Annotated in this window: 12 protein-coding genes; 8 read left to right on the top strand and 4 right to left on the bottom strand. The window is 61.1% G+C overall.

What is annotated here, in order from left to right; translation table 11 throughout:
• On the top strand, positions 1 to 381 hold the full coding sequence (locus EJ576_RS24775; RefSeq protein ID WP_122729318.1) for a hypothetical protein: 381 nt from the start codon (positions 1 to 3) through the stop codon (positions 379 to 381).
• Between the two features lie 112 nt (positions 382 to 493).
• Complete coding sequence (locus tag EJ576_RS24770; protein WP_126571360.1) at positions 494 to 1,936, top strand: PPC domain-containing protein; 1,443 nt, start codon at positions 494 to 496, stop codon at positions 1,934 to 1,936.
• Positions 1,937 to 1,984: 48 nt separating this feature from the next.
• Here EJ576_RS24770 and EJ576_RS24765 read toward each other — a convergent pair whose 3' ends face one another.
• Together EJ576_RS24765 and EJ576_RS24760 are read right to left on the bottom strand one after the other, a co-directional pair.
• The gene (locus EJ576_RS24765) at positions 1,985 to 3,085 is read right to left on the bottom strand and encodes an SMP-30/gluconolactonase/LRE family protein (protein ID WP_122729315.1); all 1,101 of its coding nucleotides are present in this window, start codon (positions 3,083 to 3,085) and stop codon (positions 1,985 to 1,987) included.
• On the bottom strand, positions 3,082 to 3,759 hold the full coding sequence (locus tag EJ576_RS24760) for a sterol desaturase family protein (RefSeq protein ID WP_126571359.1): 678 nt from the start codon (positions 3,757 to 3,759) through the stop codon (positions 3,082 to 3,084). Before EJ576_RS24760 ends, EJ576_RS24765 begins: the two co-directional genes overlap by 4 nt.
• 317 nt (positions 3,760 to 4,076) lie before the next feature.
• Between EJ576_RS24760 and EJ576_RS24750 the strand changes: the two genes are divergently transcribed.
• The 6 genes from EJ576_RS24750 (at position 4,077) to EJ576_RS24725 (ending at position 11,036) form a co-directional block, all read left to right on the top strand.
• On the top strand, positions 4,077 to 5,000 hold the full coding sequence (locus EJ576_RS24750) for a substrate-binding domain-containing protein (RefSeq protein WP_123476060.1): 924 nt from the start codon (positions 4,077 to 4,079) through the stop codon (positions 4,998 to 5,000).
• Positions 5,001 to 5,063: 63 nt separating this feature from the next.
• Positions 5,064 to 6,572 (top strand): sugar ABC transporter ATP-binding protein, encoded by a 1,509-nt coding sequence (locus tag EJ576_RS24745; RefSeq protein ID WP_028617009.1) that lies wholly within the window; start codon positions 5,064 to 5,066, stop codon positions 6,570 to 6,572.
• Positions 6,538 to 7,530, top strand: a complete 993-nt coding sequence (locus EJ576_RS24740) for an ABC transporter permease (protein WP_122729311.1) — start codon at positions 6,538 to 6,540, stop codon at positions 7,528 to 7,530. The genes EJ576_RS24745 and EJ576_RS24740 overlap by 35 nt, the downstream gene beginning before the upstream one ends.
• Before the next feature lie 28 nt (positions 7,531 to 7,558).
• Positions 7,559 to 8,638 (top strand): alcohol dehydrogenase catalytic domain-containing protein, encoded by a 1,080-nt coding sequence (locus EJ576_RS24735; protein ID WP_126571358.1) that lies wholly within the window; start codon positions 7,559 to 7,561, stop codon positions 8,636 to 8,638.
• 2 nt (positions 8,639 to 8,640) lie between these two features.
• Positions 8,641 to 10,173, top strand: coding sequence for an FGGY-family carbohydrate kinase (locus EJ576_RS24730; protein ID WP_122729307.1), 1,533 nt, complete (start codon positions 8,641 to 8,643; stop codon positions 10,171 to 10,173).
• A 137-nt stretch (positions 10,174 to 10,310) separates the two neighbouring features.
• Complete coding sequence (locus EJ576_RS24725; protein ID WP_126571357.1) at positions 10,311 to 11,036, top strand: SDR family oxidoreductase; 726 nt, start codon at positions 10,311 to 10,313, stop codon at positions 11,034 to 11,036.
• Here the strand turns inward: EJ576_RS24725 and EJ576_RS24720 are convergent.
• A complete protein-coding gene (locus tag EJ576_RS24720) occupies positions 11,033 to 12,037 on the bottom strand; it encodes a LacI family DNA-binding transcriptional regulator (RefSeq protein ID WP_126571356.1) in 1,005 nt (334 codons plus the stop codon). The genes EJ576_RS24725 and EJ576_RS24720 overlap by 4 nt on opposite strands.
• A 58-nt stretch (positions 12,038 to 12,095) precedes the next feature.
• A complete protein-coding gene (locus tag EJ576_RS24715) occupies positions 12,096 to 12,959 on the bottom strand; it encodes a LysR family transcriptional regulator (protein ID WP_122729302.1) in 864 nt (287 codons plus the stop codon).
• Between the last annotated feature and the right edge of the window lie 54 nt (positions 12,960 to 13,013).

The following is a 13,013-nucleotide window of genomic DNA, read 5'->3' as shown; positions in this document are numbered from 1 at the left end:
GTGTCGTTTTTTCTTGTCTTCACCATAGTGCATTTTGCCGGAGCGTTTGTCGTTTTGGGGCTCGGTTTTTTCGCCGAATATACAAAGCTCGACGAGGTGGAGAGTTACTTCCGCGAAAACGAAATGGTCTGCGGCAATAAGCGATTTTGGAGCCGAAACAGGTGGATCGACAGGCAATATCGCATGATGCTGATTGCGGAGTTACTTTCAGATTCAAAGCGCCATCTCAAGGCAGGGGTGGTGAGTGAAGCCGAACTGGCATCTGTTCCTTTATCGCTTAAACGCTGGGTGGTTTGGCCCTATTACCTTGGGTTCGTTTGGTTGATTGCAACAGCTGTGTGGGTCTTCTGGCGCTGGTGGTACGACATCCCGATTCCATAGGAATGATTTTTTCATAAAAAATACTGTACATCCATCCAGTCATATTCTACATTCCATCCCAGGTGACCGGATGTCACCTGACCTTCAGTTTTTAACTATGGATGGATAAAAAATGAAATCGAAAAAAGCCTTTATGCTGGGCGCGGCCGTGGCGGCCTCCTGCTTCGTTTCGGCCTTTGCCCTGGCCGAGCAATACCCTCAGAAACTCAATGCCGAAGCGGTCAGACAGGCCGTGGACAAAGCCCTGAAATCCGGCGGCAAGCTGGACGCGGCGAAGGTCCCGGACAGCCTCAAGCAAAAGCTGAAAGCAGCCAAGACCGGTCAGTCCAAGGCTGTCACGCAGTCCCTTAAATCCGCGCCTTTCAACACCGTGGTCGGTGAGTTGAAAAAGCCCGGCCAGGCCGAGCTGAAGAGCGCTGCCGTTGCGGCCTTCGTCCCGCTGTTCCCCACCCTGGATATCAACACGCTCTACACCATCTCGGGTGTGGCTCAAGGTGAAGAGTTCGCTTATCACTTCAACCTGCCAGAAAACGCGCGGGTCCAGGTGCAACTGGTCAACCAGAGCGCGGGCTCCGACATGTCGCTGACCCTGTTCCAGGACGACGGCCAGGGCAACCTGAGCGTGGTGGGTTCCTCGGATGCCGCAGGCAATGCCGACGAGTACCTCAACGGCGTGCTGCCGGCCGGTGATTACTACTGGTACATGGTCGCCAAGGTCGCCAGCAGCTCGCAATTCAGCTTTGGCGTGGCGGTGGATACCAACGTCGATGCCTATGAGCCCAATGACACGCCGCAAACCGCCTTTGTGCTGCCGGACTCGATGAACAAGGTGACCGGCAACCTCGACAACGCCAACGATGTCGATTACTTCGACTTCAAGGCGGTGCGTGGCCAAAGCGTGAGCATGTACCTGGCCGGTGACGCGAACGGCAGCCGCAACCAATGGATTTTCGATCGTTTTGACGGCGTCAATTGGGTCACCATCCCTGCCGGCTCGACCTCGACCTACCCGAGTGTCACGCCGGGCACCACGGTGAAGGTGCGTGTGCGGGCCAATCCGGCCGTGGTTCAGGATTCGACCAAACAATACCAGTTGAGCCTGGGCTCTACGCCGCGCCTGAACACGTCTGATGTGAAGGGTGACAATATCGTGCGTGTACCGGCGTCGATTTTCTGGATGGCGACCCAGGCGGGACGTACGGTGAACTGGACCACCAATTGGTCCGACTCCACGGGCGCACCGCTGCTGGGCGTCACGCCGGTTCTGCGTATCGACAAACGCTTTGACGGTGCCGAGTTCCACTGGACCGACTTCAAGGCCACCACCAACAGTGCGGGCACATCCCAGGCCAGTTCCGGTATCGGCGACTGCTTCGGCGAGAACCGTGTGCAGTATCCGGACAGCAGTACGGGCGTCACCTACACTTGGGACACCACTTTCAACTTTGGCGGCTGGCGTATCGAGCTGGACGAGTTCCCTGGCGTGGGCGTGGGTGGCGAGAACGTGCCTTACGTGACCTTCGGGCACATCTGCACCCAGAACATCGTTCACTGATTCAACGGTGTGAGTGAGAAGGGGCAGCCTGACGAGGCTGCCCCTTTTTTATTCGCCCGCCAATGCCAGGTCCAGCGGTAGCCGCGCCATGCTCGTGCCTTTCAACGAGCCCAGGTACAACCAGTTTCCATATTCCCGTGCGGTGGTGATCGGCGAGTAGTTCCCCGGGCTGCCGTCCTGCAGGTTGGCGATGACCTTACCTTCGGTATCCAAGCCCAGTACGAAGGCTTTGCGTTCGATAGGCTTGGGCACCACCATCAGTGCCCGCACCATCACCTTGCGCAGCAATGGGTAGCCGGCAAAGCTGTCAAGCAACGGATTGCGTGGCGAATACAGCGCTACCCAGAAACGGTCCTGACCGTTGAAGCTAAGGTTGTCCGGCAGGCCGGGCAGGTTGTCGATAAACAGGTCATGGGTACCGGCGCGCTCGCCCTTGAGCCAGTAACGGCTGATGCGGTAGGCGCCGGTTTCATTCACCAGCACGAAGTTTTCATCCGGGCCCAAGGCCACGCCATTGGCGAATTGCAGTTGGTCCAGCAGCACGTCGGTGCTGCCGTTGCTGAAGTCATAGCGCAGCAGCCGACCGTCGCCGCCATGTTCGATCACCGCTTCGCCGTCCTGCCCGTAGCCCCAGCGACTCGACGCATCGCTGAAGTAGGCATAACGCCCGCTCGCGTCCACGGTGACGTCATCGGTGAAACCGAAGGGCAGGCCGTTGGCACTGGTGCTCAACGTAGTGAGTTGGTGTTTTGCATCCAGGGCGAGCAAGCCCTTGATCCCGTCGGCAATGATCAGGCGCCCATCCGGGTGCAGCGCCAGGCCCAGGGGCCTTCCGCCGGTATTGGCCAATACTTCCAGGCTGCGGCTGTCGGGCGAGGTGCGGATGATGCGCCCGTCATGCAAGCCGCTGATCAAAAAACCCTGGGCATCCAGCAGCAAGGCCTCGGGCCCGGCGATGTCCTGGGCGCCGATTTTCTGCACGCCCTTGAGGCGCTGGTTCTCGGTGTAAAGGCCGCTCTTCACCGACGGCGCCGTGGGTGGCGTCCAGTTTACGGGTTGCACTTTGGTCGGCATCAACAGCAGAAAGGCGACCACCGTCAGAAGCAGTAGAAACAGCAGATGACGCAGTTTTTTGGGACGGGTACTCATGACGATTCCTGGTTGTCGTTGATGCTCGGTTCCCAATGCAGGGTGCCGAGCAGGTAATCCATCAGGGGAAGGACGATGTTGAAGTTGCGCCCCTGCATCAGTTCGCGGCGGTGATGCAGGGCGTGCAAATGGTGCATCTGGCGGATCCACGGCAAGCGCGCCACCGGGTGGCTGGCGGGCAGGTGCTCGCAGGCGTGAAACACTTCGTAAAGTAAATACCCGAGGATCATGCACCCCGCGAACAGGCCGGCGACATTGAGGCTCAATTGTTTGAGCAACCACCAGGCAGGCAGGGTGATTGCCAAGCTGTGCAGCACGATCAGCCAGGCCGGGAACAGGATGACGCGCCAGTCACGGGGGCTGTCGTAGGTCATGTGGCCGGGGGTGAAGAAACTGTGATGATCGCCGGTGTGGCGTGCGTAGAACAGCCGGGCCAAGGCGTGCTTGTGGTGGCCGAGGTGACGGTGCACGAGGTAGATGCAGAGGTTGAAGAACACCAGGGTCAGCGGCACGGTCAGCCATTGCACGGCGCTGATCTGATGCGTGGATGACCAGGCAAGGGCGATGCACACGATGCCGTAGCCGAACACGAAACTGGCGTGCAGCCAAGGGTTGTAGTGGGGCGCGACAGTGGCGCGGTAACGGGCGCGAAAGGTCTCGGTGGGGTGGTCCATGGCGGGTTGCTCGGTGTTTTTTTGTTGGAAAGTGAGCTTAGTTGGCGCCAGGGAATGTGCGAGTTTTCGAAGGCAACGCCAATCAAGTGTGGGAGCTGGCTTGCCTGCGATGCAGACGCCTCGGTCTTTCAGTCAGACCAAGGTGATGCCATCGCAGGCAAGCCAGCTCCCACATTTAACCGAGTTCTCTATTGAGTGTTATCCCACCCCGACCGACCAGTGGGGGCTTGCACACGCCTGTTTTCCTTGTTAGTTTCTCGCAAAATGTTAACGATAACATTTGCTCTAACAATAAAAACAAAACAGAGAATCACGCCATGAAAATGCTCCCGAAAACCCTGTGTTTATTGGCTGTAAGCATCACCCTCGGCACTGTCTCCCCAGCATTCGCCGAAGCTGCCAAGCCGATCCGCATCGGCGCGTCCTTCCAGGAAATCAACAATCCCTATTTCGTCACCATGAAAAACGCCCTGGAAGAAGCCGGGGCGACCATCGGCGCGAAACTGATCATTACCGACGCCCGTCACGACGTGTCCAAGCAAGTCAGTGACGTCGAAGACATGCTGCAAAAAGGCATCGACATCCTGCTGATCAACCCTACGGATTCGGTCGGCGTGCAATCGGCGGTCAAGTCTGCCCACGCCGCCGGTGTTGTGGTCGTCGCGGTAGACGCCCAAGCCGACGGCCCGCTGGATTCCTTCGTCGGCTCGAAGAACTTTGACGCTGGCTTCCAGGCCTGTGAATACCTGGCCAAGAACATCGGCGACAAAGGCAATATCGCGATCCTCGACGGCATCGCCGTGGTGCCGATCCTGGAGCGTGTGCGCGGTTGCAAAGAGGCCGTGGCCAAGCACCCCGATATCAAGATCGTCAGCATCCAGAACGGCAAGCAGGAACGTGACCAGGCGCTGACCGTCACCGAAAACATGCTGCAGGCCCAGCCCACCCTCAAGGGCATTTTCAGTGTGAATGACAACGGGTCCCTCGGCGCGCTCTCGGCCATCGAAGCCAGCGGGTTGGACGTGAAGCTGGTCAGCGTCGACGGCGCGCCGGAAGCGATCAAGGCGATCCAGAAGCCCGGTAGCAAGTTCATCGCCACCTCAGCGCAGTACCCGCGCGACCAGATCCGCCTGGCCCTGGGCATTGCCCTGGCCAAGAAGTGGGGCTCGCAGGTGCCGGCCACCATCCCGGTGGATATCACCCTGATCGACCAGGCCAAGGCCAAGGATTTCAGCTGGTAAATCGCCCAGGCCCCACGCCTACCGTGGGGCCCAGGTCATCCTTCTGAATACGAGGTCGGCGGTATGAGCAGTCTTCTTAAGTTGGAAAACATCTGTAAGCGGTACCCGGGCGTACAGGCCCTCAAGTCCATCAACCTGCAAGTCGAGCGCGGTGAGATTCATGCCTTGCTCGGCGAAAATGGCGCGGGCAAATCGACGCTGATGAAGATCCTCGGCGGCGTCGAGCATCAAGACGAAGGCCAGATCCTGATCGATGGCCAGGCGCAGCAGTTCGCGACCTATCGCGACGCAATCGCCGCCGGCATCGGCATCGTGTTCCAGGAGTTCAGCCTGATTCCCTACCTCACTGCCGTGGAAAACATCTTCCTCGGCCATGAGCTGAGTAACCGTTTCGGCCTGTTGCGCAAGCGCGAAATGGTCGAGGCCAGCGAGGCGTTGTTCAAGCGCCTCGGCGTGACCATCGACCTGCAATGTGCGGTCAAGCACCTGAGCGTGGCCGAGCAGCAGTTTGTCGAAATCGCCAAGGCCCTGGCCCTGGATGCGCGCCTGCTGGTGTTGGATGAACCGACTGCCACGCTGACACCGAGCGAGGCTGAGCTGCTGTTCGACATCATGCGCGAACTCAAGCGCCAGGGTGTGGCGGTGATTTTCATCTCCCATCACCTGGAGGAGATTTTCCAGGTGTGCGACCGCATCAGCGTGTTGCGCGACGGCGGCAATGTGGGCGTTACCGATGTGGCTGACAGTGATATCGACCGGCTGGTCGAGATGATGGTCGGGCGCCGCCTGGAATGCAGTTTTCCACCCAAACCGAACACCGAGCGTGGCCCGCTGTTGCTGGAGGTCAAGGACATCCAACTGGTGCGCAACGGCCCGCACAACAGCTTCCAGCTGCACAAGGGCGAGATCCTCGGCTTTGCCGGCCTGGTCGGTTCCGGTCGTACCGAACTGGCCCTGGGCATGATGGGCGCGCTGCCGTCGGTGAGCAAAGACGTGTGGCTGCGCGGTGAGAAAATCACCCTCGACGACCCGGCCCAGGCCCTGGCCCACGGCATCGGCCTGCTCCCGGAAAGCCGCAAGAGCGAAGGGCTGATCACCGACTTCAGCATTCGCGAAAACATCTCGCTGAACAACCTGCCCAAATACCAGAACGCCTCGGGCCTGATCGACAAGAACCGCGAATGCGCCAGCGTCGAAGGCCTGATGAAGCAACTGTCGATCAAGGCCCCCAGCAGTGAAAGCCGGGTGTTCAACCTCAGCGGCGGCAACCAGCAAAAGGTGGTGATCGCCCGTTGGATCAACCATCACTGCGACGTGCTGGTGTTCGACGAACCCACCCGTGGCATCGATGTGGGGGCCAAGGCGCAGATCTACGCGCTGATGCGCAGCCTCACCGAACAAGGCTACGCAATCATCATGATTTCCTCCGAATTGCCGGAAGTTATCGGCATGTGCGACCGCGTCGCCGTGTTCCACAAGGGCGCCATCGTCAAGGTACTCGAAGCATCTGCCGTCAATCCTCAAGAGGTCATGCGCCATGCAACAGGGGGCTCAAGTGAATACGTCCATTAGTACCGGCGACAGCAGCCGGTTGCGCCTGAACCTGGCGCGGCTGGTGCGCTCGCCGGCATTTTATCCCTTCGTCGGGCTGGTGGTGGTGACCCTGGTGATGATCCTCGCCAGCGACACCTTCCTCACCGCCAGCAACCTGTCGAACATCGCCCGCCAGGTGTCGATCAACGCGATCATCGCGGTGGGCATGACCTGCGTGATCCTCACCGGCGGCATCGATCTGTCGGTAGGGCCGGTGATGGCCTTGTCCGGCACGCTCACAGCCGGGTTGATGGTCGCAGGCCTGCCGCCCGGCCTGGCGATTGGCGCGGGCATGTTGATCGGCGTGGCCTTTGGCATCGGCAACGGCTTGTTCGTCGCCTACCTGCACATGCCGCCGATCATCGTGACCCTGGCGACCATGGGCATCGCCCGTGGCCTGGGCCTGATGTACACCGATGGCTACCCGATTTCCGGGTTGCCGGATTGGTTTGCGTTTTTCGGCCGCGAAAGCCTGTTTGGTATCCAGGTGCCGATCCTGATCATGCTGCTCACCTACCTGGCGGCCTACGTGCTGCTGCAACACACGCGCATCGGCCGCTACATCTACGCCATCGGCGGCAATGAAGAAGCGGTGCGGTTGTCCGGCGTGCGTGCGGCGCGTTTCAAGTTGCTGGTGTACGGCATCAGCGGCCTTACGGCGGCGATTGCCGGGCTGGTATTGACCTCGCGCCTGATGAGCGGCCAGCCGAACGCCGGCGTGTCGTTCGAACTGGACGCGATTGCCGCCGTGGTACTCGGCGGTGCCTCGATTGCCGGCGGGCGCGGGGTGATCGTTGGCACCTTACTCGGCGCCATGTTGCTCGGCGTGTTGAACAACGGCCTGAACATGCTGGGCGTGTCGCCCTATGTCCAGAGCGTGATCAAGGGCGCAATCATTTTGCTGGCGATTTTTATCAGCCGTCAGCGCCACAAATAAACTCCTCACAAGCACAGGACCCGACACCATGGACAAGCACACCGAAATGCAAGCCGTTGTCTGCCACGGCCCCAAAGACTACCGCCTGGAACGCATCGGCAAACCCCAGGCACGCGCCAATGAACTGGTGATCCGTATCGCTGCCTGTGGCATCTGCGCCAGTGACTGCAAGTGCCACTCGGGCGCAGCGATGTTCTGGGGCGGCGACAACCCGTGGGTGAAGGCGCCGGTCGTACCGGGGCACGAATTTTTTGGCTATGTGGTGGAAGTGGGCGAGGGCGCCGAAGAGCACTTCGACGTCGCGGTGGGCGACAAGGTGATCGCCGAACAGATCGTGCCGTGCGGCAAGTGCCGTTTCTGCAAGTCGGGCAAGTACTGGATGTGCGAAGTGCACAACATCTTCGGCTTCCAGCGTGAAGTGGCCGAAGGCGGCATGGCCCAGTATATGCGCATTCCCAAGACCGCCATCGTGCACAAGATCCCCGAGTCGGTGTCGCTGGAAGACTCGGCGCTGGTGGAACCGATGGCCTGTTCGATCCATACCGTCAACCGTGGCGATGTCCAGCTCGACGACGTGGTGGTGATCGCCGGTGCCGGCACCCTCGGGTTGTGCATGGTCCAGGTCGCTGCGTTGAAAACCCCGAAGAAACTGGTGGTGATCGACATGGTCGACGAGCGCCTGGAACTGGCGAAAAAATTCGGCGCCGATGTGGTGATCAACCCGTCGCGCGATAACGCCCGCGCGATTATCAACGGCCTGACCGACAACTACGGCTGCGACGTCTACATCGAAACCACAGGCGTGCCGGCCGGCGTGACCCAGGGCCTGGACCTGATCCGCAAGCTCGGGCGTTTTGTCGAGTTCAGCGTGTTCGGTGCCGAGACCAGCGTCGACTGGTCGATCATCGGTGACCGCAAGGAGCTGGACGTACGCGGCGCTCATCTCGGGCCGTATTGCTACCCGATCGCCATCGACCTGTTCGAGCGTGGCCTGGTCACGTCCAAGGGCATCGTTACCCATGACTTCCCGCTGGACGACTTTGCCGAAGCCTTCGCGTTGGCCAACTCGACCCAGTCGATCAAGGTGCTGTTGAAGCCGGTGGCCTGAAAATGAACTACGTGATGGGTGTTGATATAGGAACCCAGAGCACCAAGGCGCTGCTGGTGGATGGTCAAGGTACGATCATCGCCCAGCACAGCCAGGGGTATCGTGTGGATACCCCGAAAGTGCGCTGGGCCGAGCAATGGCCGCAGGTCTGGCTGGACGCCGTCGAGGCTTGCGTTGCGCAGTGTATGGCCAAGGCCGGCGTGGCGGCGCAGCAGATCAAGGCGTTGTGTATCAGCAGCCTGTACGGCGGCTCGGGGATTGCGGTGGATGCACAAATCACGCCGCTGCACCCGTGCCTGATCTGGATGGACCGCCGTGCTGGCGAGCAGGTGGCCTGGGTGCGCGAGCAGGTGGACCTGCAGCGGCTGTTCGCGATCACCGGCAACTCGGTGGACAGCTACTACGGCTTCACCAAGATGCTCTGGCTCAAGCAGCACCAGCCCGAGGTGTGGGCCAAGACTCGCTACCTGCTACCGCCCAACAGCTACATCAACTGGTGCCTCACCGGCGAGTTGGCGGTGGACCATAGCAGCGCCGGCAATATCGGTGGCGTCTACGACGTGAAGGTGCGCGGCTGGTCCGCCGAAATGCTTGATGCGCTGGGCATACCGCACACCATGATGCCGGAGCGCCTGGTGTATTCCGGGGAAGTCGTCGGTGGGTTGCTGGAGGGTTGGGCTGCGCGTCTGGGCCTGCAGGCGGGCACACCGATTCTGGCCGGTGGCGTCGATGCGGCCATGGCAACGCTGGCCGCAGGGGTGACGCAGCCAGGCAATCACGTGGCAATGATCGGCACCAGCATGTGCTGGGGTTACCTCAACCAGCAAGTGGATGCACACCATGGCTTGGTGAGCATGCCCCACGTCTACAACGGCCACCGCGACCTGTACATCTTTGGCGGTGCGATCACGGCAGGCGCGTCGGTCAGTTGGTTTCGCGAGCAGTTCTGCCAGGCCGAAGAGCAACAAGCCAAGGCCACCGGCCAGGACAGCCTGGTGCTGCTGGAACAGCGCGCGATGAACATCCCGGCCGGCAGCGAAGGCCTGTTGTTCCTGCCGTACCTGATGGGCGAGCGCAGTCCGGTGTGGGATGACCGTGCCAGTGGCAGTTTTGTCGGCTTGAATCTCTACCACAGCCGTATTCACCTGTATCGCGCGGTGCTGGAGGGCGTGAGTTTTGCCCTGCGACACAACATCGAAGCGGGCACACGCGGCGCGCATTCCCTGGACCCGCGCTTGATCGTGGTGGGCGGGGCGAGCCATTCGGATCTGTGGATGCAGATCATCGCGGATGTCACGCGCTACCCGGTGTACACCATTGTCCAGGAGGTGGAAGCGGCGCTGGGGGCGGCGTTGTTGGCGGCGCACACGGTGGGGTTGGTGAGCGATGGGGAGATGGATAAAGGGTGGGTGCAGTTGGCGCTGCGGGCGGAGCCAAAGGTTGAAAACGTCGGGGTTTATGACCGGGCGTTTGCCGAGTATTTGAAGCTGTATCCCGCCCTGAAACCGATCATGCATAACCTACAAACCAACTGATTCAACACAGTCCAAATGTGGGAGCTGGCTTGCCTGCGATAGCGGTGTATCAGTCGCAAATGTACTAGCTGAACCACCGCTATCGCAGGCAAGCCAGCTCCCACATTGGATCTTCATTGTTTTTGAGATCTCTATTCATGAACGCAGCCTTCGACTTCACCCACCATCGCATCCTCGTCACCGGCGCCAGCAGCGGCATTGGGCGCGAAATCGCTTTGCAACTGATCGCCAGCGGCGCCGATGTCTTTGCTCTCGGCCGCGACGCCCAAGCCTTGGCCGAACTCGGCTGCCACACCTTGTGCCTGGACATCGCCGACAGCGCCGCCCTCGACAACGTCTTGAAGGACCTGCCGCCGCTGCACGGCCTGGTCAACTGCGCCGGCATCTCGCGGCTGGAGCCGGCTGCCGCCATCAGCGCCGAAGCCTTTGACCAAGTGATGCAGGTCAACGCCCGCGCCGCCGCCCAGGTCGCCAGCCGCGTGGCGGCGAAAATGATCGAAGCACAAATCGCCGGCAGCATCGTCAATGTCTCCAGCCAGGCCTCGCTGGTGGCCCTGGACGATCACCTCGGCTACTGCGCCTCCAAGGCCGCGCTGGATGCGATCACCCGTGTGCAATGCGCCGAGTGGGGCCGCTTTGGCATTCGCGTCAACAGCGTCAACCCCACCGTCACGCTCACGCCGATGGCCGCCATGGCCTGGTCCGAACCGGCCAAGCGCGACCCGGCGCTGGCGGCCATTCCATTGGGACGTTTTGCTGAAGCCGTCGAAGTGGCGTTGCCGGTGCTGTTCCTGCTGAGCAGCGCCGCCAGCATGATCAGCGGCGTGAGCCTGCCCATCGACGGTGGCTACACCAGCCGCTAGCCGTTTTCCAACTGACCGGCGATCACCACCTTGTCCCGTGGCTTGAACGGGTCTTCCAGGCGATCGAGCAACAGGCGCACCGCGCTGCTGCCGGCCAGGGACGCATCGTGGGCCACGCAGGCGATGGGCACGCCGAAGATATCGGCGAAGGGCAGGCGGTCAATGCCGCAGATGGTCAGGCTGTCATGGGCGATGTTGTGCATGCGCAGTGCGCGCAAGGCGCCGAGGGTGATCAACTGGTTGAAGCCCATGATCGCGTCCGGCGCCGAGTGTTCGGCCAGGTAGTCGAGGGTGTGCAGGTAGGACGGCATCAGCGTGTAGTCGCCGGCCTGTACTTCGACCTGCACCTGCGGGTGCTCGGCCAGCACTTCGCGCAGGCCCTTGAGGCGTTCGACGGTGATGCGTGAGTGCTCGGGGCCGGTCAGCACCAGCAGGCGCTTGAGGTCGGGCGTCTGGCGCAGCAGGTAGTGCGCGGCCTGGGTGCCGCTGTGGTAGTTGTCGAGCACCACGCGGCTGAACGGGCTGTCGTGGATTGTGCGATCGAGCAGCACCACTGGGGTTTTGCCGTTGCCCAAGCGTTCGAGGTAATCGGGCTGGTAGCTCGGTTCATCCGAGACCGGCGACAGAATGATCCCCGCCACGCGGTAGCCCAACAGGGTGTCCACGGCCTTGCTTTCCAGCTCCTCCAGCTCATCGGTGTCCACCAGCATGATGGTGTAGCCGTGCTGTTTGGCCTCGCGGGAAATCGCCTTGATCATTTCGCTGTAGAACGGGTTGTCCACGGAGGCGGTGATCACGCCGATGATCAGGCTCTCACTGCGCTTGAGCCCGCGTGCGAAGGCGTTGGGCACGTAGTCCATCTCCCGCGCCACTTCGAGGATGCGCGCCAGAGTGGCCGGTTTGACCAGGTCGGGTTTGCTCAGTGCGCGAGACACCGTGATGGTGGTCATGCCAACCCGTTTGGCGATGTCGCTGATAGTGACGGACTTCTTCTTGTTCATCGGTCAGGCTGCAAAAGGAAACACCCGCAGGCTAGCATGCGCGGTGGAGATTGTTGCTTCAAATCAATGGGTCCCAACGCTGCGACCAGTCGCTTTCGGCCTTGACCACCTCACGCAGCAACCCCAGTGCCTGTTGCAACACTGCCGAATCTCGCGCCCGTGAATACACCAGGTATGTCGGGAAGCTGAATTCCGGCGCCTTGGGCACACGCTGCATTACGCCGCTGTCCAGGTAACTCTGCACCACGCGGGTGCGGAAATAACCGGCGCCACCGTTCTCAAGGATGTACTGCAATGCCAGCGGCCCCAGGTTGAAACTCAACGCGGCACGGGCCTTGTCGGGCAGCGCGGCGTCGTGTTGTTGACGAAACCCGGGCCCCCAATCGATATACACGTAGGGCGCCGGGTTACTCACCAACTGCACCAGGATCAGTTTTTCCTCCAGCACCTGTTCCACCTGCAAACCTGGCCAGTATTGCGGCTGGAACACCAATGCAGCGTCGAGTACGCCCAGTTCCAGCTGGCGCAACAGGTAATCGCCTTCGCGGATTTCGGTGCGCAGGGCATGGCCGGGGATGTGTTGGCGTAACGCTTGGGCCCAGCCGAGCATCAACGGGTTACACAGGCTGACCTCGCCGCCGATGTGCAGCACGTTGCGATAGCCATCGGGCAGCGGCAGGTCGCGTTTGGCGGCTTCCCAGGTTTGCAGCAACTGGTTGGCGTATACCACGAAGGCCTCGCCGTCGGCGGTCAGCCGGGCGCCGGCGCGGTTGCGGATGAACAGTGTGCTGCCTAGCTGGCTTTCGAGGCTTTTGACCCGCGCGGTGATGGCGGTCTGGGTGACGTGCAGTTTCTCGGCTGCTGCGGCCAGGCTGCCGCAGCGGGTGATTTCGAGGAAGGTGCGTGCCAGTTCGATGTCCATGAAGCCCCCGGGGATGAATGGGGGACAGTGTAATGGAATGTGGTTGAAACTGTG

It is taken from the genome of Pseudomonas sp. C 49-2 (assembly GCF_003970195.1).
Taxonomy (GTDB): Bacteria; Pseudomonadota; Gammaproteobacteria; order Pseudomonadales; family Pseudomonadaceae; genus Aquipseudomonas; species Aquipseudomonas canadensis.
Note: the sequence above shows the minus strand (reverse complement) of the source record. Positions and strands in the feature narration are given on the sequence as shown.

Excerpts from the sequence above, each read along its gene's own strand:
- EJ576_RS24740 (WP_122729311.1), top strand. The coding sequence starts at position 6,538 with ATGCAACAGGGGGCTCAAGTGAATACGTCCATTAGTACCGGCGACAGC.
- EJ576_RS24765 (WP_122729315.1), bottom strand. The coding sequence starts at position 3,085 with ATGAGTACCCGTCCCAAAAAACTGCGTCATCTGCTGTTTCTACTGCTT.
- EJ576_RS24770 (WP_126571360.1), top strand. The coding sequence starts at position 494 with ATGAAATCGAAAAAAGCCTTTATGCTGGGCGCGGCCGTGGCGGCCTCC.
- EJ576_RS24730 (WP_122729307.1), top strand. The coding sequence starts at position 8,641 with ATGAACTACGTGATGGGTGTTGATATAGGAACCCAGAGCACCAAGGCG.
- EJ576_RS24715 (WP_122729302.1), bottom strand. The coding sequence starts at position 12,959 with ATGGACATCGAACTGGCACGCACCTTCCTCGAAATCACCCGCTGCGGC.
- EJ576_RS24720 (WP_126571356.1), bottom strand. The coding sequence starts at position 12,037 with ATGAACAAGAAGAAGTCCGTCACTATCAGCGACATCGCCAAACGGGTT.
- EJ576_RS24745 (WP_028617009.1), top strand. The coding sequence starts at position 5,064 with ATGAGCAGTCTTCTTAAGTTGGAAAACATCTGTAAGCGGTACCCGGGC.
- EJ576_RS24760 (WP_126571359.1), bottom strand. The coding sequence starts at position 3,759 with ATGGACCACCCCACCGAGACCTTTCGCGCCCGTTACCGCGCCACTGTC.
- EJ576_RS24735 (WP_126571358.1), top strand. The coding sequence starts at position 7,559 with ATGGACAAGCACACCGAAATGCAAGCCGTTGTCTGCCACGGCCCCAAA.
- EJ576_RS24725 (WP_126571357.1), top strand. The coding sequence starts at position 10,311 with ATGAACGCAGCCTTCGACTTCACCCACCATCGCATCCTCGTCACCGGC.
- EJ576_RS24750 (WP_123476060.1), top strand. The coding sequence starts at position 4,077 with ATGAAAATGCTCCCGAAAACCCTGTGTTTATTGGCTGTAAGCATCACC.